Source organism: Exiguobacterium sp. U13-1 (genome assembly GCF_001750115.1).
In the GTDB taxonomy this organism is placed as follows: domain Bacteria; phylum Bacillota; class Bacilli; order Exiguobacteriales; family Exiguobacteriaceae; genus Exiguobacterium_A; species Exiguobacterium_A acetylicum.
The window spans coordinates 1,978,190-1,999,669 of record NZ_CP015731.1 but is presented as its reverse complement, the minus strand read 5'-3'; the positions used below and the strand labels follow the sequence as shown (position 1 = coordinate 1,999,669).

22 protein-coding genes and 2 pseudogenes are annotated in these 21,480 nt (G+C 43.6%); 11 read left to right on the top strand and 13 right to left on the bottom strand.

Annotation, left to right across the window (positions count from 1 at the left end; translation table 11 throughout):
• The first annotated feature begins 124 nt into the window (after positions 1–124).
• Entirely contained in the window at positions 125–1,177 is a 1,053-nt protein-coding gene (locus ESP131_RS10345; RefSeq protein ID WP_069940656.1) for a C45 family autoproteolytic acyltransferase/hydrolase, read from the top strand.
• A gap of 39 nt (positions 1,178–1,216) precedes the next feature.
• On the opposite strand, the gene ESP131_RS10340 is transcribed toward ESP131_RS10345, so the two are convergent.
• The 4 genes from ESP131_RS10340 to ESP131_RS10325 form a co-directional block, all read right to left on the bottom strand.
• Positions 1,217–1,693: a GNAT family N-acetyltransferase gene (locus ESP131_RS10340; protein WP_069940655.1), complete on the bottom strand. Its 477-nt coding sequence runs from the start codon at positions 1,691–1,693 to the stop codon at positions 1,217–1,219.
• Positions 1,675–2,253, bottom strand: a complete 579-nt coding sequence (locus tag ESP131_RS10335; RefSeq protein ID WP_069940654.1) for a GNAT family N-acetyltransferase — start codon at positions 2,251–2,253, stop codon at positions 1,675–1,677. Before ESP131_RS10335 ends, ESP131_RS10340 begins: the two co-directional genes overlap by 19 nt.
• Positions 2,254–2,287: 34 nt before the next feature.
• Entirely contained in the window at positions 2,288–2,776 is a 489-nt protein-coding gene (locus ESP131_RS10330; protein ID WP_069940653.1) for a GNAT family N-acetyltransferase, read from the bottom strand.
• 109 nt (positions 2,777–2,885) lie between these two features.
• On the bottom strand, positions 2,886–3,791 hold the full coding sequence (locus ESP131_RS10325; RefSeq protein WP_069940652.1) for a methyl-accepting chemotaxis protein: 906 nt from the start codon (positions 3,789–3,791) through the stop codon (positions 2,886–2,888).
• Positions 3,792–4,055: 264 nt separating this feature from the next.
• Here ESP131_RS10325 and ESP131_RS10320 point away from each other — a divergent pair, with 264 nt between their 5' ends.
• The 3 genes and pseudogenes from ESP131_RS10320 to ESP131_RS10310 all read left to right on the top strand — a co-directional run bounded on the left by ESP131_RS10320 (position 4,056) and on the right by ESP131_RS10310 (position 6,594).
• Positions 4,056–5,039 (top strand): ROK family protein, encoded by a 984-nt coding sequence (locus tag ESP131_RS10320; RefSeq protein WP_083254802.1) that lies wholly within the window; start codon positions 4,056–4,058, stop codon positions 5,037–5,039.
• A pseudogene (locus tag ESP131_RS10315) lies at positions 5,036–6,199 on the top strand (MFS transporter). Before ESP131_RS10320 ends, ESP131_RS10315 begins: the two are co-directional and overlap by 4 nt.
• Positions 6,200–6,216: 17 nt before the next feature.
• The gene (locus ESP131_RS10310) at positions 6,217–6,594 is read left to right on the top strand and encodes a VOC family protein (RefSeq protein ID WP_069940650.1); all 378 of its coding nucleotides are present in this window, start codon (positions 6,217–6,219) and stop codon (positions 6,592–6,594) included.
• A 513-nt stretch (positions 6,595–7,107) separates the two neighbouring features.
• Here ESP131_RS10310 and ESP131_RS10300 read toward each other — a convergent pair.
• Positions 7,108–7,719 carry a DUF3885 domain-containing protein gene (locus tag ESP131_RS10300; protein ID WP_069940648.1) on the bottom strand — a complete coding sequence of 204 codons (612 nt, stop codon included), beginning with the start codon at positions 7,717–7,719 and terminating at the stop codon, positions 7,108–7,110.
• 109 nt (positions 7,720–7,828) lie between these two features.
• Here ESP131_RS10300 and ESP131_RS10295 point away from each other — a divergent pair, with 109 nt between their 5' ends.
• Positions 7,829–8,296 carry a GNAT family N-acetyltransferase gene (locus ESP131_RS10295; RefSeq protein WP_069940647.1) on the top strand — a complete coding sequence of 156 codons (468 nt, stop codon included), beginning with the start codon at positions 7,829–7,831 and terminating at the stop codon, positions 8,294–8,296.
• Between the two features lie 23 nt (positions 8,297–8,319).
• Here the strand turns inward: ESP131_RS10295 and ESP131_RS10290 are convergent, their stop codons facing one another.
• A complete protein-coding gene (locus tag ESP131_RS10290; RefSeq protein WP_069940646.1) occupies positions 8,320–8,718 on the bottom strand; it encodes a DUF3784 domain-containing protein in 399 nt (132 codons plus the stop codon).
• 328 nt (positions 8,719–9,046) lie between these two features.
• Here ESP131_RS10290 and ESP131_RS10285 point away from each other — a divergent pair, with 328 nt between their 5' ends.
• Positions 9,047–12,286, top strand: a complete 3,240-nt coding sequence (locus ESP131_RS10285) for an ABC transporter permease (protein ID WP_069940645.1) — start codon at positions 9,047–9,049, stop codon at positions 12,284–12,286.
• 261 nt (positions 12,287–12,547) lie between these two features.
• Here the strand turns inward: ESP131_RS10285 and ESP131_RS10280 are convergent, their stop codons facing one another.
• The 3 genes from ESP131_RS10280 to ESP131_RS16930 all read right to left on the bottom strand — a co-directional run bounded on the left by ESP131_RS10280 (position 12,548) and on the right by ESP131_RS16930 (position 13,633).
• Positions 12,548–12,838 (bottom strand): type II toxin-antitoxin system RelE family toxin, encoded by a 291-nt coding sequence (locus ESP131_RS10280; protein ID WP_069940644.1) that lies wholly within the window; start codon positions 12,836–12,838, stop codon positions 12,548–12,550.
• A gap of 3 nt (positions 12,839–12,841) precedes the next feature.
• Positions 12,842–13,162 (bottom strand): hypothetical protein, encoded by a 321-nt coding sequence (locus tag ESP131_RS10275; protein ID WP_069940643.1) that lies wholly within the window; start codon positions 13,160–13,162, stop codon positions 12,842–12,844.
• Between the two features lie 210 nt (positions 13,163–13,372).
• The gene (locus ESP131_RS16930; RefSeq protein ID WP_069940642.1) at positions 13,373–13,633 is read right to left on the bottom strand and encodes a hypothetical protein; all 261 of its coding nucleotides are present in this window, start codon (positions 13,631–13,633) and stop codon (positions 13,373–13,375) included.
• On the opposite strand from ESP131_RS16930, the pseudogene ESP131_RS10265 reads away from it, so the two are divergent.
• The 4 genes and pseudogenes from ESP131_RS10265 to ESP131_RS10250 form a co-directional block, all read left to right on the top strand.
• Positions 13,556–14,041: pseudogene (locus tag ESP131_RS10265) on the top strand (DNA/RNA non-specific endonuclease); the annotation flags it as partial. The gene ESP131_RS16930 and the pseudogene ESP131_RS10265 sit on opposite strands and share 78 nt — an antisense overlap.
• A 178-nt stretch (positions 14,042–14,219) precedes the next feature.
• Entirely contained in the window at positions 14,220–14,555 is a 336-nt protein-coding gene (locus tag ESP131_RS10260) for a YolD-like family protein (RefSeq protein ID WP_069940641.1), read from the top strand.
• A gap of 220 nt (positions 14,556–14,775) precedes the next feature.
• Positions 14,776–15,000, top strand: coding sequence for a type II toxin-antitoxin system RelB family antitoxin (relB, locus tag ESP131_RS10255; RefSeq protein WP_069940640.1), 225 nt, complete (start codon positions 14,776–14,778; stop codon positions 14,998–15,000).
• Positions 14,997–15,275 carry a type II toxin-antitoxin system RelE family toxin gene (locus ESP131_RS10250; protein ID WP_069940639.1) on the top strand — a complete coding sequence of 93 codons (279 nt, stop codon included), beginning with the start codon at positions 14,997–14,999 and terminating at the stop codon, positions 15,273–15,275. The genes relB and ESP131_RS10250 overlap by 4 nt, the downstream gene beginning before the upstream one ends.
• Before the next feature lie 225 nt (positions 15,276–15,500).
• Here ESP131_RS10250 and ESP131_RS10245 read toward each other — a convergent pair whose 3' ends face one another.
• Positions 15,501–17,507: a heavy metal translocating P-type ATPase gene (locus tag ESP131_RS10245; RefSeq protein ID WP_069940638.1), complete on the bottom strand. Its 2,007-nt coding sequence runs from the start codon at positions 17,505–17,507 to the stop codon at positions 15,501–15,503.
• 432 nt (positions 17,508–17,939) lie between these two features.
• Here ESP131_RS10245 and ESP131_RS10240 point away from each other — a divergent pair, with 432 nt between their 5' ends.
• On the top strand, positions 17,940–18,443 hold the full coding sequence (locus tag ESP131_RS10240) for a PCYCGC motif-containing (lipo)protein (RefSeq protein ID WP_029343432.1): 504 nt from the start codon (positions 17,940–17,942) through the stop codon (positions 18,441–18,443).
• Positions 18,444–18,480: 37 nt separating this feature from the next.
• Here ESP131_RS10240 and ESP131_RS10235 read toward each other — a convergent pair whose 3' ends face one another.
• The 3 genes from ESP131_RS10235 to ESP131_RS10230 all read right to left on the bottom strand — a co-directional run bounded on the left by ESP131_RS10235 (position 18,481) and on the right by ESP131_RS10230 (position 21,431).
• Positions 18,481–19,161: a response regulator transcription factor gene (locus ESP131_RS10235; RefSeq protein ID WP_047394277.1), complete on the bottom strand. Its 681-nt coding sequence runs from the start codon at positions 19,159–19,161 to the stop codon at positions 18,481–18,483.
• Positions 19,162–19,480: 319 nt separating this feature from the next.
• Entirely contained in the window at positions 19,481–19,705 is a 225-nt protein-coding gene (locus ESP131_RS16540; protein ID WP_313533290.1) for a four-helix bundle copper-binding protein, read from the bottom strand.
• 193 nt (positions 19,706–19,898) lie between these two features.
• Positions 19,899–21,431 (bottom strand): multicopper oxidase family protein, encoded by a 1,533-nt coding sequence (locus ESP131_RS10230; protein ID WP_156772507.1) that lies wholly within the window; start codon positions 21,429–21,431, stop codon positions 19,899–19,901.
• Between the last annotated feature and the right edge of the window lie 49 nt (positions 21,432–21,480).

Sequence of the window (21,480 nt, the reverse complement as noted above, 5' to 3'; positions counted from 1 at the left end):
AAAAGTTGACTATTTTTTCAATATTCCCATACTTTAGATGTGCTTCAGTAAAGACTTGCCATACGACTTTCTCGCTCGCGTTCGATATAATCAGCATACAGCAGTTGAAGAAAGGATGAATCGTATGCAACGTGTAGCCAATGAGATCACACAATTCCGCGGCAGTCATTATGAATTCGGTCGCGAACAAGGACGTTACGTCAAACGAAACCAGTTGCTCCATAACCGGGAGGACAACTGGAAGATCCGTGTTCCGCGCTTTCAAGTCGATCCGGTCGAGACGAAGGAGATGTTCCTCCGCTACGCCCCGCATATTTGGGACGAGCTACTCGGACTTCAAGACGAACTTGAACTATCGCTGTCGGATACGTTACTACATTTCGGGCATTACCGGGTCGAAGGACCGAAAAGTGGTTGTTCGATCATGACCGGTGATAATTTCCTCGTCCGCAATTACGACTATCATCCGATGACATACGATGGTCGATTTTCCGTCTTTCAACCGAACGATGGCGGATCAGCAATTATCGGTCCCGCTTCACGGGTGACCGGGCGGATGGACGGGATGAATGAACATGGGCTTGCGATGGGCTATAACTTCATCAACCGTCGCCGCCCGGGAGACGGGTTCGTCAGTTTCATGATTGGGCGGATCATCCTCGAGATGTGTACGTCGGTCGACGATGCGATCTCACTCGTCAAGGAGATTCCACATCGCGGATCGTTCACGTACGTCGTCCATGATAAATCCGCGCGTTCGTTCGTCATCGAGGCGACGGCGCGGGATGTGCAAGTGCGCGAGACAAACATGTGCACGAATCACTTTGATTTGCTACAGCATGAAAACCGCTATCACCTGGATGACTCGAAACGTCGGATGATGGAGTTAAAGACGCATCAACATATGATTCAAGATGCGGAGTCCGCTTTTCGACTACTCAACGATACCGATAAAGGCGTCTTCGCTGATTTATATGCACAGTGGGCGGGAACGATTCATACGTCTGCCTACTTCCCGGAAGAATTGAAGGTCTGGTTCGCGCTCGGTGGTGATCAGGAGCCGGTCACGTTCGACTTTGCCGACTGGCTCGCTGGCAATGACTTCACAGCAAGCGAGATCACAGGAGAACTGGAGACGAACATCCAGTTCGCGAATACCTTACAGACGTGGCGTTAAACGAAAAAGCTTCCTCCTGCTTGCGCAAGAGGAAGCTTTTTAATGGCTGTCATCGAGACGTTTCGACATATAATAATCCGTTTTTTCATATCCAAGCGATTCATAGACATGAATCGCACGTTCGTTATGCGCGAAGACGTGTAAGGAAACCTTCTTGACGTTCATCCGCTTCAACATCGCTTCCAGTAAGCGAAGCGCTTCCTTGCCGTAGCCCTGGTTCTGTTTATCGGACGTAATCTTGACGTCGTAGATGAAAGCGCAACGTCCGCGTGATTCTTCTGTCACATGAACCCAGACCATTCCAAGATCGTTACCTGTCTCGTCACGAAACGTAAATAAGTAGTGATCCTTCGTCTTCAGCCCTTCTGGCAACAATGTTGCGAATTCTTCTGTCGCCTTCTCGAGCGATTCGTTTTCTGACCACGTACCAGCACGACACTTCTCTGCCGCATACTCCTCGATTGCGACCGGTAAGTAAGCGTCATACGTCGCTTGACTCATTTGCTCGATACGCATGCGGCCACCTCCTGCGATTTCGTCCAGTCCCGTCGTAACATCGCATAGACCTGCAGGTCGTGATACGTCCCGTACAATTTTTCAGCATCCCGTAAGACGCCTTCTTCCGTGAAGCCGAGTCGTTCCGGAATTCGTCTGCTCCGGACGTTTCCAGTCGCACACTCGATGACGACACGGTTCAAGCCGAGCGTCTCGAAACAATAGTTCGTGACGAACCGGACAACGTCCGTCATGACGCCTTTTCGAAGGCCCTTTTCTCCTAGATAATAGCCGATCGACGTTTGCCCGAGATTCCGATTAATTTCATGTAAACTGATCGTTCCGATGAGCTCGTCCTGAAGATAAATGCCGCATGTAAAGCCGTTGCCATCGGCGAACTGTTGCAGCCATGCTGGGATGACGATCTCCTGATATGTATTGGCATCTGTTGCACCATCGACCCAACCGAGCCATTCGCGAAGATGGGCACGATTGGCATCGACGAGGGCGAATAATCCTTCCGCATGGTGCCGTTCAAACAATTGAAGCGATACGTGATCGGATACTTGTAATCTGAACATGACCTCTCTCCTTTCTAGTACCTGTTGTTTGACATCACATCGACGTTTCCCTGCTTGACGTCACGTTCCATTCCATTCGTCTCGAGCGGACAGCCATTCCGAGTGCCTCGTAAAAGGCGATCGCTTCCTGATTGGCGTCATCGACGCCGAGTTCGATTTTGTCACAGCCAATCGTTTCCGCGTGCGCGTAAGCGGCTTGCATCAATCGTCTCCCGACGCCTTGTTTTTGATGCGTATCCGCAACGACGAGACTGATGACGCGTAAGTAATGCGTATCGAAGACGAAGCCGCTTCCTTCGACGATGTCTTCCTTTAGGACGATCACACCGGCAAGCCCATCTTGTTCCGCAACGAGTAATGCATAATCCGGATTCTCGAGTTGCGACAGAAATAAGTCTTCCGGAACCGGCATCTCGTGCGGACGGTAATGATCAGGTCGTAAGGCGACGTGTTGATCGTGGATTTGCTGAAACAATGGAATCAAGGCCTGAAAATCGTCAGGACGGGCAGTACGGATATTCATCAGAAGTTCGCTCCCTTTTCGTTTTGTAGTATATTAACATATTATTCCAAAGTATAGGGGTACTTTTTATACAAAACGGCACTCCGGTTATCGGAATGCCGTCTCTCACTTAAATGGCTTTTGTAAAGTCTCGCGCTGTCTCCGTTAACGACGATGCCGCACTCTGCACGTCATGGAAACGATCGACCGTTTCCGCGACGACCTTGACGCTTGCTTGCGCATCCGACGTTGCTTGCGTCATCGCACGGGCAATCCGCTGCAGTTCATCATTCATTCGCTGCGTCGTTTGCCGGACATCGACGACGGCTTGTTCGACGAGCTTTGAGAGATTTCGGACTTCCGTCGCGACGACATTGAATCCTTTGCCGTGTTCTCCGGCTCGCGCTGCCTCGATTGATGCATTGAGTGACAAGAGATTCGTCTGTGACGCAATGGTTTTGATCGTCTCCGTCACTTGAGAGATGTCCTGCGCCTGACGTTGCAATCGTTCAATCGTCTGATGGTTATCACGGGTCGTCTCAGCCATCTGTTCGATTGTTCGCCGTAACGCTTCGCTTTCCTGCTCGCCATGCGTCGACCGCGTATTCAAATCACTAGCGATCGCATCAAACGAAGTCGCGAATTGTTGAATCGTCTGCTGCCGATCCGTAATATCGGAGGCAATCTTCAAGACACCGGTCACTTCCGTTCCATCGTAAATCGGCATATAGGTTGCTTCTAGCCAAATCGATTGACCATGCGCATCGATGCGTTCAATTTTATCTGCCGTACTGAAGCCACTAAACAGCTTCTGCCAAAATGCTTGGTAACCATCACTCATTGCAAACTCCGTCGTGCAGAAGAGATGATGCTGCATCCCGATCATTTCTTCTCGTTTATACTTCATCGTCTTTGCGAATAAACCATTAACGTCGACGACACGACGTTGCCGGTCGAATCGAATCATCGCAACATTATCTCGCAGGGAGGCTAAAATATCTTGGGATCCTAGGTCGGTTGATAGTTGGGTAGTCATGATTATAAGCTCCTCTCGTCATCTACCTCCTGTTACAGGCTATCCAAGATATTTCAAATCGGAATAGTATGGACTAAAGATATATGACTAAAATTTTTTAACTTCTTTTACTATATCCAGACAACGATAGAATGAAACGTGATTTCTCTAAATATTCATATCCTACACCTCTTTTTTAAACTTGTTTTCATCCCTGAATCTGCTATACTCAAATTGATACTTATTAAAAAATTTTAATAAGTGATTTAGATTGGAGGTCTTTTTTTGACTGAACTCATTTCACGTACACGTCACGCTTTTTTAGTCGAGCAGTTCGATACAATTCCTGCGATTCGCCACGTCTTGGATGTCAGTTTTCCGACTGCGAGCAAACAGATCGATTTGATGATCGATGCTCGGGAAATTGAAGAGACACCACTTGAATTGGTTCGCGGAGGGCGTCCGGCAAAACGGTATCGCTATCGCGCGGATCACTTTCATGGACTTGCTCTTTATCTCGAACGCACGTATCTGCAGTATCGCATCCACGACGTCAGTGGACATCTGATCGCAACGGATCTCCTGAACTTCGATTCGTCGGATCATGGATCTGTTTTATTGAAAACGCTGACAACATTACTTAACGATCATCCATCTATTCAAACGCTTGCGATTGGTGTTGCCGGTGCCGTTGATACCACCGGAACGATCCTGTTCGCCCCAGATTATCCGACGCTTGACGGTCGCCCTTTGCAACAAGAACTGACGGAACTGTTCAAGCGACCCGTCATCGTCGAAAATGATATGAACACGGCGGTCCGTGCCCAAGCTTCTGATAACGAGACGACTGTCTATGTGTATCTCGGGACGAACGGACCGGGCGCTGGCATCGCCGTTTCCGGTCATGTCGTCCGCGGAGCGCATCACTTCGCTGGAGAGATCTCGTTCATCCCGTTTGACGAGAAACGAAATGTCGGTCAAGTCCTCGCAACGACTGCACCACACTCTGACGATTGGTATGAGGCATTATGTCGAATCATCCTCTCGTTTAGCGTCACCTTGAACCCAGATGTCATCTTGTTTACAGCGTCAGATGTCTCGGATGACGGATTAGCACGGTTGACGGAACGATGTGCCAAGCGCTTTCCGCTCGACAAATTACCTCGGTTGCGGCAAGGTGACTGGGAAACTGATTATTTAGATGGTCTGATGCAACTGAGCATCCAGTCATTCATTGAACAAATTCCGTTAGGAGGACTCGCCCGATGACCCGTCTACTATTACCTTTGATTTATCTCGCTTTCATCAGTCTTGGTCTTCCGGATGCGTTACTCGGTACGGCGTGACCTGTGATGCGGCTCGATCTCGACGCACCGCTCGACATGGCAGGTTGGCTCTTCATGACGATCGCTGCCGGAACGATCGTTTCGAGTCTGTTTAGCGGTCGCTTGATCGAACGTTATTCTACGGGTCCGATCACGGCAGCTTCTGCCGGTTTGACGGCACTGGCATTGATCGGTTTTTTCGTTGCTCCGTCCTTGATTTGGCTCTTCGTCCTTGCGATCCCGCTTGGACTCGGTGCTGGAGTCGTCGACGCGGCGTTAAATCATTTCGTCGCCACCCATTATCAAGCACATCATATGAACTGGCTCCATTGCTTCTGGGGCATCGGTGCGACGGCTGGTCCGCTCATCATGGCTGGTGTATTGCTCGATTCCGGCTGGCGTGTTGGTTACCTCGTCGTCGGCGCATTGCAACTCGTCTTGATGATTGTCTTAATCGTCAGCTTACCGCTTTGGAAGCGGGCTCCGAAACAGGTGTCTGAACAGGTTCAGACCGTGAGTACGTCGTCCGGAAAACCACGCGGATTGATTGCCGCTCTCGCAGCGTTTTGCTTTTATTGCGGGGTTGAGGCGGTCGTCGGGCTGTGGGGCAGTAGTTATCTTGTCCAAGTCCGGTCCTTTTCCGTAACATCAGCAGCGACGTGGATTTCCGTCTACTACGGAAGCATCACCGCGGGTCGATTCATCAGTGGTTTTCTATCGCTACGCTGGTCGAATCGTCGTTTGATTCGTGTCGGTCAATGGACGGCATTCGTCGGAGCAGCCTGTTTCATCCTCGCACCCGCTGCCTGGATGCCGCTTGGTTTCGTACTTGTCGGTCTTGGTCTCGCACCGATTTACCCGGCAATGCTCCATGAGACACCGGTTCGCTTCGGGGAGGCTGCGGCGCAACGGCTGATGGGGGTACAAATGGCATTTGCTTATACCGGTAGTACCTTCATGCCGCCATTGTTCGGATGGCTGGCGACGTCCTACTCCTTATCGTTGTTCCATTGGTTCACGATCAGTCTCATCTTCTTGATGCTGGTCGCTACGGAAGGCTTGAACCGGATGTTATTCAGACAGCGATTGGCAAAAGCGTCTTGAAAAAAGGAGGAATGGAGATGAAGATTGAACATATCGCCCTCTGGGTGGCAGACCTTGACGGGATGCGTCAATTCTACGAAACACATTTTGATGCTACGGCAGGCGAGCGGTATCATAATCCGACGAAAGGGTTCACGTCGTATTTCCTGACGTTCTCGAGTGGTGCGCGTCTTGAGTTGATGCAACGGACGGATATCACGGAACGGACAATGAATGCGCTCGGGTATGCCCACTTCGCCTTTTCGCTCGGCAGTAAACAAGCAGTCGATGACTGGACAGCTCGGTTACAGGATGCCGGTGTACAACATCTTGACGGTCCCCGGACGACGGGTGACGGGTATTATGAAAGTACGATCGCGGACCCGGAAGGTAATATGATTGAGTTGACGTTTTAATGACGAAACGAAACAATCCCTCATTCTAATTAGAGTGAGGGATTGTTTGTTGGTCGATGACTGTTCAATTGTTTTCTGCTTGTTGGTATGTTTCGTGACGAGCTGGTGTATGACACGCGTTCATTCAGGATATCTTTAAGCGACGATTACAAAACTCTTTCGCTGTAAACATTTGTAATGATATGCTAAAAAAGAACCAAATTATGACTATATGTATTCATTTTAAGAGGAGGCAGTTTATGCGAAAGCACCTAGGATGGATCTCAATCGGTATTGTGGTTTTCACTTTCCTTACTGTTAAGCTCTTACCGTTCAATGGTTTTTGGGGTACGAACTATATGTTAGCTGGACTATTGCTTGCGCTAGTGTGCGCCATCATTAGTCTAAGAAATACGGGGAAAATCCTTGCGTTAACATTACTCACTTCTCTATTGGTTCTTTTTATTTTTTCAGTAATCGGCTTCTTGGCACTAGCTTGAACGTTTCGCTAACCGATGAAAACACGGTTAAAGATTAACTGAGATCATGACGATATTTCTTCTTGAACACGTTATACGTTGCTGAATCACCGAACAGGAGAAAACAACCGCGATCATCATAGATATTCATGACGATCTTTCGATCCACGTTCACGAAAAAGACTTCCGGATAGTCTGTATATGTTTGACGAAATCTTGGTTGCAGCGCCGGGAAATCCTGATGGCAGATCGCTTTGATTAAACGCTTATAATCTAATGTGTTTTTGTTCGGTAATAACACGGCATATTCGGATACCTGCTCTTCTTCATCCATCATTTTCTCTACGAACTTTATGTTGTATTGATCTTCTCTTCTTTTTAAGTGACGGAATACTTTCGTCGCTGACTTTTGATACTTACCGCGCTCCCTTCTCACATGTACGACGAAATAAAGAGGCTCCTCTTCTCGGAATAGATCCTCAAACAAGTCGTTTGATTTTTGGTATGCCTGTTTGAAGTATTCCTCGTTGATTTCATCTGAATTTTTCTTTAACTGATACAGGTCCTTCACTAAGTCTACGTGGAATACTAAATCCTTCTCAACAAAGGAACGATCAAATAAGTTCACCTTCCCAAAATGTTGTTGCAAGTATTGTTCGAAGTTCATTCCAAAGCTCCTTTATTCTGATGAGGACAGATGTATTGTTTTGAATAACTATTACAGGACGCATTAATTTAATGATCGATACAACAATTGTAGAAAGGAGGATGAGAAGATGATCATTGATACATTATCGAATCATCCTGAACAATTAGAAGTGGTTGCCACAATGATTCATACCGAATTCGTTCAAAAGAAAAAAGGGTCGGTACCCTATGAACAAATAAAAGCCTTTTTAGACAAAAAGCCAAGTGTACCGTATCCTGTAACGTTCGTTGCCTTAGATGATGCCACGTGTATCGGAACCGTTTCCCTCTTTGAAAATGACTTGAACGAACGACCAGCCTATACGCCTTGGCTCGCTTCTTTATTCGTTGAAAAAGTCTATCGGAATCAAGGGATCGCGCAGCAACTCATCAATCAATTAATCGTCTACGCCAAATCACGACAGATCACAACAATCTATTTAAAAACAGAAAACGCTTCAGCATATTATAAAAAATTAGGATGGACATTGGTCGAGACGATCGAGACGACGGAATTACCCATACACATTTTTTCATACACGATTGATGAGGATTGATATCTTCATATGAACGACGAAAGTCATTTGATGTTAATCGTCTTAAAGGATTTCTCATTATGGTTTAAATGATGGAGATCTTGCTGACGTGAACAGAATAATCTCTTTTTCTTGAATCGGTCATTCGTGTTCGAATAGACGACTGCGAATACAATAAGAAAGAATAGTAGCATGACGCCTAAACTAAACAAAGAGTGATATCCAAACAGCTCGCTCCCAGCAATCAACAGGATGCTAAAACAAACGCCGTACATGATTTTACCCATAAATTGACATAGGGCGACTTCGTCATAGTCTTGTTTCTTACTTTCAGACAACGTATTATATCCTGCAAGCAATGATGCACCTTTTCCTTTCGATAGAACGATAGCAAACACTAGTAGAGGGATAAGAATTACAAAATAAACAATAGATTCGCTCACGACCATCCTCTCCTTTCTCTCGTTTTAATGTATGACGTGTGTCAATTCATTAACGCTTTTACATTCCTTCAAGTTTCATAATATTTAGTTGAATGACCAACCAATTTTTCTGATTTTTCTGTTTTTTTAGCTCACTTTCTTAATCTTCAATTATAATTAGGTAATGATTGGATTTTTTAACTTACATATGGAATAAAAAACGTTCTTTCAAAGGAGGATTCATCCATGACTGAATCGGTACACATCCATAGCTACACGTCACCTCAATTAATGGTTAATGCAAGGTCCATCATAAGACAGTACATCTTACTCCAGGAGGGGTTTGCCGATGCTTAAGTTCATCTGGAATTCCTGGTGGCGCAACAAAGAGCGTTTCATCCTGCTACTTGTCGGTGTTCTGATCGTCAGTACCGGACTCAGTTACTTGATCGGTACGACGCAAGCCAATAACGGAACCGTCGTCGATGAACTGCAAAAACGCTGGGGTTCCTCTTACGATATCGTCGTCCGACCGGAAGGCAGCCGGAGCGTAACAGAAGACTTGAAGTTACTCGAGCCCAACTACATGAGTGGGCTCGACGGCGGGATCACCCGCAAACAATACGAAACGATCAAAAAAATGACTGACGTCGAGGTCGCTGCCCCAATCGCGATGATTGGGTATAATCAAACAGTTTCGAGTGTCGGTACGCATACCATCGATCAAGAAGGCATCTATAAACTAACGATCAAAGACACGCAAGATACCGGGTTACAGAACGAATCCTCGAGTGGCGTCACCTTCTTAGCAGCAGGATGGGAACCTACAGGAAATGCCAAAAAATCAGGTGTGTCTCCCCTTCCACTTGGAAAACAACCGTTATATGAGTATGGAAGTCAAGTCATGATTGCAGGGGTTGATCCCGAAGCGGAAGCCGCACTCGTCGGCTTGGACAAAGCGACGACCAAAGGAACCTATAGTAACTATTTTTCAAAAGATGATCAGGTCACCTCGTTCAGGGAAGATGGTGTCCAAATTCCGATCCTGTTGAACAATCGTGAATATGTCGATGCGTCGCGCATCTACACGTACGAAAAAGTGGAGCTGCCGTCGAAAAAGAAATCCATTAACGATCTGGTACAACAAGTCGAACAAGAAGGCGGAAAAAAATACTTAGATTCCTTACCGACAAGTGGTGCGAAACGTTATACGATTACGACACAAGATGTCCAGAAGAAGCTCGTCAATGATATTTTGAAACACACGTTACCGACCGCTGAAGAGACGAACAGCAATTCCTTTACATGGATTGCCTTAAAACCGTCTCCGATCGACTACCGTTCGATCAAAAGTCCTTACGCTTCACGTTGGCCGTTCACCTATCAAGTCCAACCGAAACAAGTCGACCAAGATTCCTTGCTCGCTAAACGCAGCATGTACCGGGAAGCGCGCATGTTCGGAAAAGATAGCGTGGATTGGCCCAAAGTCAACTTAAACTATATCGGGGTCTTCGATCCGAAGAAATTGAATATCTCGAAAGACCCGCTGACAGAACTGCCGATGGAGACGTACTTCCCGTCAAAAGCCCAGTGGGTCATGGATAAAAATGAACGTCCCGTCAATCCGGTTCGAGACGTTAAACCAACAAATGATCCATATGATTTCCTGACGAAACCACCGTCGATGCTGACGACGCTCGATGCTGCGTTTAAAATTCGTGGTGCCAAAGCGATTTCTGCCATCCGCGTCAACGTCAAAGGTGTCGAGACGATGAATGCTGCTAGCGAGAAGAAGCTCCAACAGGTGGCAGCAGAAATCGAACAAAAGACAGGCTTGATCACGGACGTGACACTTGGTTCCTCGCCGCAGCTCGCTTTGACCTATTTACCGGGTTTAAAAGACGAATCAGCACTCGGATGGGTCCAACAACCGTGGATCAAGCTCGGCTCTTCGATTGCGATCTTCCAGGAAGCAAAAGTCGGGATGAGCGGCATCATCGCCAGTGTCATCGCTGTCGCGCTCGTCTATGTCTTCAGCTCGAACATCATCCTGCTGTATGCACGAAAGAAAGAATTCGCGATTTTACTATCACTCGGTTGGCGTCCGCGCCAGCTGTCGAAACTATTGTTCCTCGAGGCCACGCTGCTCGGAACACTCGTCGTCTTGATTGCCTGGACGATTCTCGGTTCGTTCTGGGTCACGACGGACAACCCGATTGCGATCGGTCGAATTTTATTGATTGGTCTTGCTGGTTTACTTATTTACTGGGGTGGAACGATCGTGCCGATGACGCTCATCCGTCGGATCAAACCGTACGAAAGCATGCGTTCCGGTGAAGTCTCAAAAGGTCGCCGTTTCGTTCGTGCGCGTAGCGCCCTCGGGATGAGCATCAATCAGCTCGTCACGTACTGGCAACGGACATTGCTTTCGGTCGTTGCGATCGCCTTACCGACGAGTCTGTTCATCTTCTTCCTCTTCATCACGTTCCGCTTAAAAGGCGTCTTGTATGCGACGTGGCTCGGTGAATATGTCGCGCTTGAAGTCGGCACGATGCACTACGTCGCCATGGGAGTCTCATTATTAATCGCTATCCTGACGACAACGGAAATCATGTGGCAAAACGTCAATGAACGCAAGAGTCAACTTGCCGTCCTCAAAGCAACCGGCTGGCGGGATGGACAAGTTCGCTTACTTGTATTGAGTGAAGGAATGATCACAGGATTATGTGCTGGTGTGATCGGTCTTCTGACAGCACTTGGAATGATTGGCTTCGTTTATGGGCAATTCCCCGTTAAAGAGCTTGGTTTCCTTAGCGTCATGCTCTTGATTCCGGTGATTACCGGCGTGTTAGGCGCCTTGCTCCCCGCTCAGCGTGCCGTCCGGATCACACCGAATGCCGCACTCGGCAGTGTCGTCGAAAACACACAAGCTACAGAACGGCGTTTCAAATGGGCACTCGGATCCATCGCTGCTTCCTTGTGTGTCGGAGTGGCGAGTCTATTCCTGTTCGCCTCAACAGAATCTTCGACGACTACAGCAACACAGAGTACTCCACCTCAACAACAGACTAGTGGCCAAAAATTAAAGGATTTGACAACTAATACGAAAACATTCTCTGATAAGAAAACAGGCAAGCAGGATGCAGCACTTAAAAAACTAATGGAGAAAGGTGTTATTCAAACCTATCCGGGTGATCCGAAAGCAAAATATGAGCTATTTTATGCTAAATCACTCGTTCCAACACCAAAAGAACTGAATTTAAAAGAAAAGCCTGGTTATCGGTATATCACAATTCCTGTCTTTATGCACAACTCGGATACAAAAAGTAAAGGTGTATATTCAACTTACAGACCAGGAACATTTACGCTAACCTCGCTAGACGGAAAAGAATATTCTACCGTCGATTATGTCAATCATAACGAAAAAGCATTCAAGAACGGCTATCAATACTTCGCCCCGTATAAGTCAGTTGTCGACTTAGTTTATCAAGTACCCGTCGACAAAAAGACATTTGTTCTCTATGCAACCGACGAATCTATTCCAAAGGATACGACTGTAAAAATAGAACTTGATCAGAAAACTCAGTAAGTACGTTGTAATTCATTAAAAACATAAATCCAGTAGATAATTGATTTCTACTAGATTTATGTTTTTTTAACGACCATTATGCATACAAAAATAGTTAGTCTTTCACAAATGTGTATTCAGTTGATTTACTACACAATTTAAAGTTTATTAACTCATCTTTTTATCAATGTGTTTTTAATAGTCCTTTCTTATGTAAAAATACAAAAAAATCAGCGTATAGATACTTTTAAAGTGTCCGTACGTTGATCCTTTTCTTAATTATTAATCTAAACGTTGTTCTGCTGTTTTATAAATCTCATCTTTATCTCGTTTACCAATCGCTACAATTTGAATGATCTGGAGTTTACCCTCTACTTCTCTAAAAACAACGCGTAACCCCATCTTTCTGTTTTTTAATTTATTGCAATGTGCCAAGTTCCCACTGAGCGGCTGTCCTGCTGCCATTCCTACAGAAACGATGCGATTCAATGCTTTATCTACGAATACCTTTTGACTACCGTCGAGGTTATCGTAGTCCTCTTTCGAATACTGTGTCCACTCAAGCTGATACAATGATTACTCCCACCCATCCATTTCATCAATAGTCGTCGAGTGAGTTCCTTGTTCTCCACGGACTTCTGAATCGGTGTAGGTGCGGACATTTTTATTGGATAGTCGCATTTCGACTGTTAAATCATCCAATCGGCTGTACAAGTCTTCAATTTCTTTGTTGAGTGATTCGTATTGCTGTTGAGTCAGCATAACACCTGCAACTTTTTCACGGTTAAAAACATATACGCCGGCTGCTTCACGATCTGCTCTTTGAAATGCTTCCATAGGAGACCGTTTCACGTCAGATATAGAAGTGGTTGGAATATCAAGTATTCGCATTCTCATTATCATACCCTCCTCTTATTTCCTTTAGTATACACCGTTTAAAAGACTTTTAAAAGTCTTTTAAACACTCCTTTCAATTTTTATAATGTCTATATTAACTTCTCTTTTTAGAATAAAATCAAAAAAATCGGGTGCTCATTTATTTAGTTCTCTATTGTTTGATAGATGCTATTTAATCTGAGTACACGTTAATTCGTAATCAAAAGATTATTAAATGATCTTTAATTTTACATCTGCTTGAGTTTCTAATACATCGCCATCCTCACTAAAAAATGCATTCGAGTTCACATCATCCAGACCAAGAATTGTGTTTACTTTCAAGTCTCCATCTATAGAATTAACTGTAAAATTCGCCCCTTCTCCAATACGCTCAACACGGTATCGATTGACTGACACATCATCGCTGTTTCGCTCGGTGGCGTCTCGAATGCTTACGACATCACACCACAGGACAGCACCTTGAACCGTCATGGTGATCAGACGTACATGGAAGACGTCATCCGCAAGGCAGGTGGCGCGACGAACTTCGAGGCGCAAATCACTTATCCGGATACGTCGACGATGATCCCATCCGCGTATCAGTATACCTATACGGTCCGTGGGAACACTGTCGTCGACCGGTTCAAGAACGGTAACCCGGACGAGACGAATGCGGCACTCGGTCTGACGAAGAAAAAGGAGACGAAAACAGAATCGTCAGCGACGTCCTCTGCCGATACCACAGCGACCGAGGATGTCTCGCGCGTCGATACCGACGGCAATGGTCAAGTGACGATCCAGGAAGCGAAGGACGCAGGCTTTGCGATGCCAATCACGGAGAAGCACTGGTTGTACCAATATATGCGGGACAATGACTATGACGGTATGGTCGGAGAATGAATTCTCCACCCAATCGAATAGGCGAAACATATTAGGGCAGTGACGAGATACTCGTCGCGCCTTTTTTCGTTCCCAAAAACGGAGGCATTGATGAGACGTCGAAAAAGCGGATTGAAAACAGGAGAAACGAGGAACATAATAAGAACAAATGTTCTTATTATGAAAAGGAGTGGTTTTAATGAGTTATGAAGACCGAGGCAATAAGAAGTGGATCCCGTTCCTCATGCCCGAACACAAAGGATTGCTAAAACGCTATTACCAAGAGGTCCATCATCTCAAGTTCGAGGATACGGAGGGACCAATCGACGGGACGATCGAGAACGCGTTGAACGACGCCATCTTCAGCGGTGACATCGTCACGGTGACGGCGATGAACGGTCTGTTGACGCATCGTTTCGATGCCTTCGTCGAGAAGCTCGACTATGTGCAAGAGGAGGTCTACCTAGTCAAACGAAATCTCGACGTCGAGATTGTTCCTTTCAAGCAAATATTGAGCGTCACTCTATCGGGCTGAAAAAATCATGGTCATCGATTGCCTAAACATAGTCAAAATTAAGATAGAATGACTATGTTTAGAACAATTTGAACATGATTCAATCTATTCAATCGTACTCATTCATGATATTCAGTAGCCGGGTTTCATCTCGCAGAGAATGTTCATTCTGAATCATCATCAATTCTATGTACTAAAAGCTCAATTTGTATTACAACGTATTACAAAGGAGCTGATAATCATGAGTACCATTTCCGTACGTCTGGATGATCAGGATACACGACTCATCAAGGAATATGCGAAAGCAAAGAACATCACGATTTCTACACTCGTTCGCGATGCTGTCCTCGACCGCATCGAAGACGAAATCGATTTGCAACTCTATCATGATTCGATGGCAGCACACCGTAAAAAATCAGAAGCGATCTCTTTCGGCGATATGATGAAGGAACTTGATTTAGAATGACAGCATATACGGTGGAGTTTGAGCGCGGAGCCCAAAAGTCTCTCAAGAAGATGGATCCCCAACAAGCGCGGATTATCATGTCCTGGATCAAGAATAATCTGGTCGGAACGGATGATCCGCGTCGTCATGGTAGAGGGCTCGTCTCGAACAGATCGGGTGAATGGCGTTATCGCATTGGCGACTATCGTCTTATTGCTGACATCCAGGATGAAAAAGTCGTGATCTTGATTCTTGAAATTGGACATCGTCGTGATATCTATAAATATGGCAGTTAGAACTCGCATCTGAGGAAATATGTGAGTTTTCTTTTTTGTCTATTTAACGACCGTTTTATATAATGATTGCAATAAAAATTTGTTCTTTATATAAATCATCATCATCATATATTCTAATAAAATTAAAATCGCGTGTAAAAAGTCTTCGAATACTCATAGACTTTTTACACGCGATTAAATTCAGTGCTTCGCTACTAATAAGTTCTGAAATCACTTCAAATGATTTCATATTTTTAACGTTCTAGCATTTACAGCAACAATGACGGTGCTAAGACTCATTAGTACTGCCCCAATGGCTGGGGATAAGATCACACCATAGGGAGCTAGAACGCCGGCTGCTAGTGGTATTGTTATAACATTATAACCAGCTGCCCACCATAGGTTTTGAATCATTTTGTTATAAGTGCTTCGGGAAAGTTCAAGGATAGAGAGAACATCTTTCGGATTACTTCTGACCAGTACGATATCAGCGGTTTCGACTGCCACGTCGGTTCCACTACCAATCGCAATCCCTACGTCAGCTTGTGCCAGTGCGGGTGCATCATTAATGCCATCACCCACCATGGCTACTTTCCTACCTTCCAATTGAATGTTCTTTACTTGTCTTGATTTATCATCAGGTAAAACTTCTGCATGAACTTCGTCAATACCCAACTGTTTGGCAACCCAATGTGCAACCTTTTTATTGTCACCAGTGAGCATGATTGAATTTATGCCTTTATTTTTAAGAGCAGTCACAGTCTCTTTCGCTTCTTCTCTTACTAAATCAGCAAGTGCAATCATTCCTAGTAATTGCTTGTTTTTCAATACAAATATGACAGTCTTTCCTTCTTCAGATAATTTTTCAAAAGCGAGCTCATCAACCGTTATTTTTTCTTGACGAATATATCGAGGACTCACTACACGAATTAACGTACCCTCTACTTTCCCTTCCAATCCGACTCCTGTAATAGACATAAAATCTTCAATCGACGGAAGTGATAGTTGTAGCTCTTCTGCTCTTTTTACTACACCTTTAGCAAGAGGATGTTGTGATGAACGTTCGACTCCCGCTGCTAGACGAAGTAGTTCGTTTGAGGAAATTTCATCAACCGGCATCAAATCCGTCACACCAAAATTACCTTGCGTCAAAGTACCTGTCTTATCAAAAATAATGGCGTCTAATTTCCGTGCCTCTTCAAACTGCGTCCGATTTCGAATCAATAAACCTTTCTTAGCAGACAGCGCCGTCGAGACAGAGACGACCAATGGCGCTGCAAGTCCTAGTGCATGGGGACACGAAATAACCATGACAGTCACCATACGTTCGATAGCAATGCTGAGCGGATATCCTAATGCAAGCCAAATGATAAATGTCAACACACCGGCAAAAACAGCGACATAGAAGAGAATTTTTGCTGCACGATTCGCTAAATTTTGTGTTTTAGATTTAGATGCCTGCGCTTCGCTGACTAATTCGATCACTTTCGATAAATACGTGCTTTCACCTGTATTTTTCGTTTCAACAGTCAAGCTTCCTTCTTGATTAATGGAGCCAGCAATTACGTTGTCGTCCATTTTCTTTTCGATGGGAAGAGATTCACCTGTCAGCATCGATTCATCAACTGTTGTTGCTCCTTTTATTATCTTACCGTCAACTGGAACTTGCTCCCCAGGTTTGATCAGAATCACGTCACCAGTCTGTAATTCCGACACCGCAATATCTTCTATTTTTTCATCATCAATTCGATGCGCAATACTGGGTAACAATTTGACTAATTCTTGTAGCGCGTTAGACGCGCCCATGATTGACTTCATTTCAATCCAATGTCCTAAAAGCATAATATCTATGAGCGTTGCTAACTCCCAGAAAAAGTCATGTCCCTCTCCTAGACCTAAGATGATGCCCACACTATAAAAGTATGCAACACTAATCGCTAAAGCGATCAACATCATCATCCCCGGATTTTTTTGTTTCATTTCGTCTAAGCTACCTTTTAAGAACGGCCATCCACCGTAGAAGTAGACAATTGTGGATAGCAAAAGCAAAACAACGTCGTCATATGGAAAGCTAATGTTGATACCCGACCATTCTTGAATCATTTTGGAAAGTAGCAGGATTGGAATGGTCAACATTAACGATACGAGAAATCTTTTCTTGAAGTCTCCGATCATTCCTTCATGTTCATGATGTGAAGCACTCATTTGTTGGTCTTCATGATGAGTATGTTCGTGATGGATATGGTGATTCATAAGAAAACCTCCTTTTACGTACTATATACCTGTATGGTGTATATAGAGAGATCATGACTATATAGAGCTACATCTCGTTTTTACTTCCAGTTAAACTTATATATATAAATATAAAATGTATTTTGACACACTAAAAAATAAAAATTATCATACAAGTATAGGATATATTTTAAAAAATGAGACCATTTGTTTGAATAGGACTATTTAGCGCCAAAATCACAAGTACTGAAACTTTAAAAAGAATTAAAGGACAAGTTCGAGGTAGACATCAAATGATTGATGACAATTCATGAATTAACTGAACTAATGAAGACTATGGTCAAATGAACGAATAGGTACTATCGTGAACAGACAAATGAGCTAATACAAAAAACGCAATTAAAAAGCTTTGTTTTATGCACCTACAAAATTATCTCTAAGGAGAATCCAATCGTGAAACTTAACATACTCTTAAAAAGCGTAAGTCTTATTAGCCTATCCTTGATTGCGGTCGGCTGTGCTCAATCCCCGATGAAGTCTTCTACTCCTAATCATTCAAAGGAGGTAGATCATGCGAAACATATGAGCGGTGACAAGATTGAAGAAACATCATCATCGTTGATACTTCCCACGTTTTTAAAAACTCAACCTGAAGATGTACGAAATGTTTATCAAGCTGTAGGGAAAAATCGTAAACTACTAGAGAAAATACCTTGCTATTGCGGTTGCGGTGAAACAGTCAATCATAAAAATAATTATGATTGCTTTATAGAAGAAAACGCGACGAATGGATCGGTGAAATGGACAAGTCACGGAACGACATGCAGCACCTGTCTCGAGATTGCTGTAAAGTCTATTTTGAAGCAACGGGACGGAGAATCGGTTAAAGATATTCGTTCTGCAATCGATTCTTCATATAAAGATGGATACTCGAAGCCGACACCGACTCCCTTATGATTTTTATGATGACACTTTTGCTCCTATAGCAAGAGTGTCATTTCGTTTCATCCTCACTCCAACGATATCCTCTTCCCCAAATTGTTTTCAGATGCCTATCGATCGGGTAATCTAACTCTCTTAACTTTTCTCTAATCATCTTAATATGAGAATCAACTGTCCTCGGATCCGATTCTGACGTATAAGACCAAACGAATTCATAAAGCTCTAGTCTGTTGAACAGCCTTCCAGGATGTTGAAGGAATAGTCGCAGTAATGCATGTGCTTTTGGTGTAAAGTCAATCGACTTGCCATCTAGTAAAATTAAATTGTTGCTCTCATCGAACGTAAGTCCGTGGTAGATAACGGGTTCTTTTGCTTTCCTTCTCATGACAGACCGAACTCTTGCTAAAAGTACGTCCCCGTTAAACGGCTTTGTGACATAATCTGTAGCTCCAGCATCTAGTCCTTTGACGATGGATTCAGCATCATTTAGAGCCGTTATCATGATGATAGGGACTTCCGGGTGAGAATCCGTTATTTTCTTACATACTTCGAATCCATCGTACATTGGCATCATTACATCCAATAAAATCAAATCGAAGGTTTCTTTTTTCACTTTCTCTAAAGCTTCGATCCCATCATTCGCCATACTACATTCATATCCTATTGGTTCTAGATAGAGTCTTAATAATTGCCTCATTCTTATTTCATCATCAACAATTAATATTTTATCCATCCTAGTCACCACCTCTTACATTAAAATTTTTTAATAATAAATGATTGTTAGTCTATTTCCTCATAAATTTCACGAACTTTCTATATAATCAATTCAACCTATAGAATGGAGTTGATTTTCATGAAAGTGTTTATGAAGAGTTTGATCGTTATCCTCTATGTATCCTTATTTTCTCTCACCATAATACTGGTCTATAAGGGTTATGAACTTTTTCATAACTAAGTATCTTAGTGCTTATAAATGAAAGAGCATCAGCTTTTTAGCTCATACCTTTTTCGGCATGGCGACATAGATGCTCCTTCATTTTTAACACTTCGCTTTAAGCAATTAATTTACGACAGACTTTTGCACATTCATTACAGGCCTCAGCGCACTTTTTACAATGATCATGATCATGTTTCGAACATTCGTCGGCACATCTTTCACAAATTTCAACACAGCTTCTTGCAAGAACATCAATATTGCTGCTGTTTCGAGAAATAGCTTGTACTAAAAGACTACAAATTTCAGAACAATCTCTGTCTAGACGTATACACTCTGCCATCGAAGAAACATGATGTTCACTCAAACACGCATCAAAGCATTCATTACAAGTCACTATACAGTTGTGTAGGGCACCTAAGATTTCTTGTTGTCCAGTATTCATTCTAAAATACCTCCATTTTCCGTCTTTTTTGACTTACACAAAGCCTATTTCCTTAGTTTGTGAAAAAAAGATGAAAACATTCACCTATTTTTTAGTCCACTTTCAACTGACCCATCATTCCGTTCTCTTCATGTTCAAGGATATGGCAATGGTACATGAATACCCCTTTTTCCTTGAAAGTCATCTGAATCTTAACTCGTTCATCTGGTTTTATAGCGATAGTGTCTTTTAGACCTGCTTCTTGATTATCCAGTTTCTGTCCGTTTCGCTCTAACACTTTGAATTGGACTCCATGAATGTGGAAGGGATGAGTCATTCCACCCATCATGTCTTTTTTATTATAGACCTCCCAAATTTCGGTTTCTCCTTGTTTCGCTTTAATATCGATTCTCTTCTCATCAAACTTTTTCCCATTGATTTCAACATTTTTGCCCATCCCGAAAAGAGTTAACTTTTGATTCACTGTAGACAAGGTCTTTAGCGGCTTTTCATATCTACTTTTCGGCGCCAATGCACTTAGGTTCGTCCCTTGTTTATCCTTCAGCTTGAAGTTAACGACCCTTACTCCATTCGTCTCAAATGAAACAGTCTCACCAATTTTTCTTTTTGAAAAGTCTACCAATACCTCTATACGTTCGCCTGGACTTAATTCAATTTTCTTTACGTTTTTCGGTTTTGAGATGTAACCACCATCATCAGCAATTTTTTTAAAGGATGAACCGTCAGATAGCTTCACTACGTAGTTACGTGCATTGGAGCCATTTATCAATCTGACTCTAAGTTGCGAATATTTTACGTTGAAATATGGATTAATCGTACCGTTTACGAGGAGGGTATCGCCTAAAGCCCCATCTGTTTTTTCTACATCAGCATATCCAAGGACATTCCTGTTTTTAACTTTTCGATCTTGAAGAATTAATGGAATATCATTTTCACCATATTTTTGAGGTAGCATCGTCTCTTTAGTTTTTTCATCCTTTACGTACAACAATCCTGCTAACCCCTTGTATACTTGTTCAGCAGTTTTCCCCATTGGATGTGGATGAAACCACAATGTCGATTCATCTTGCTTCACTTTAAACTTTACTACCTTCGTTTCACCAGCTTTCACGACTTGATGTGGTCCGCCATCTACGGATGATGGTACAACAAGACCGTGCCAATGGAATGTAGTCGCTTCTGATAAGCGATTCACCGTACGGATTGTTACCATTTTTCCTTTTTTCAATTCCACTACAGGACCTAAATAATTTCCGTTATATCCTAGAGTTTCAGTTTTTTTACTATTTCGGAAGAACTGTGTCTCTCCTTGTTTAGCGACAATCGTGTATTGAATGGAATTCTTGGTTTCACGATCGGATTTTAGCATCTTAGGGATGTTCAATCGTCGCTCTTTTTCTTCAGTTGATTTTAAATCGACACTCGCGCCATGTCCCATACCTTCCATCATGGTCTGATTTGTAGTAGTGTTCCCTACATTCATCATAGATTCCATATGCTGTTTGTTATTTGGCATAGTACCTCGGGTAAAAAGTAAATACGAACCGCCCACTATCATCATGAGAGTAAAGATACCGATAGTTGCGATTAACCATCTTTTCTTCACATGGATCATTCCCTTCATTTAATTATTTTCTTTAACTTAAAGAATGATTGTGAAAAAAATATGTCTT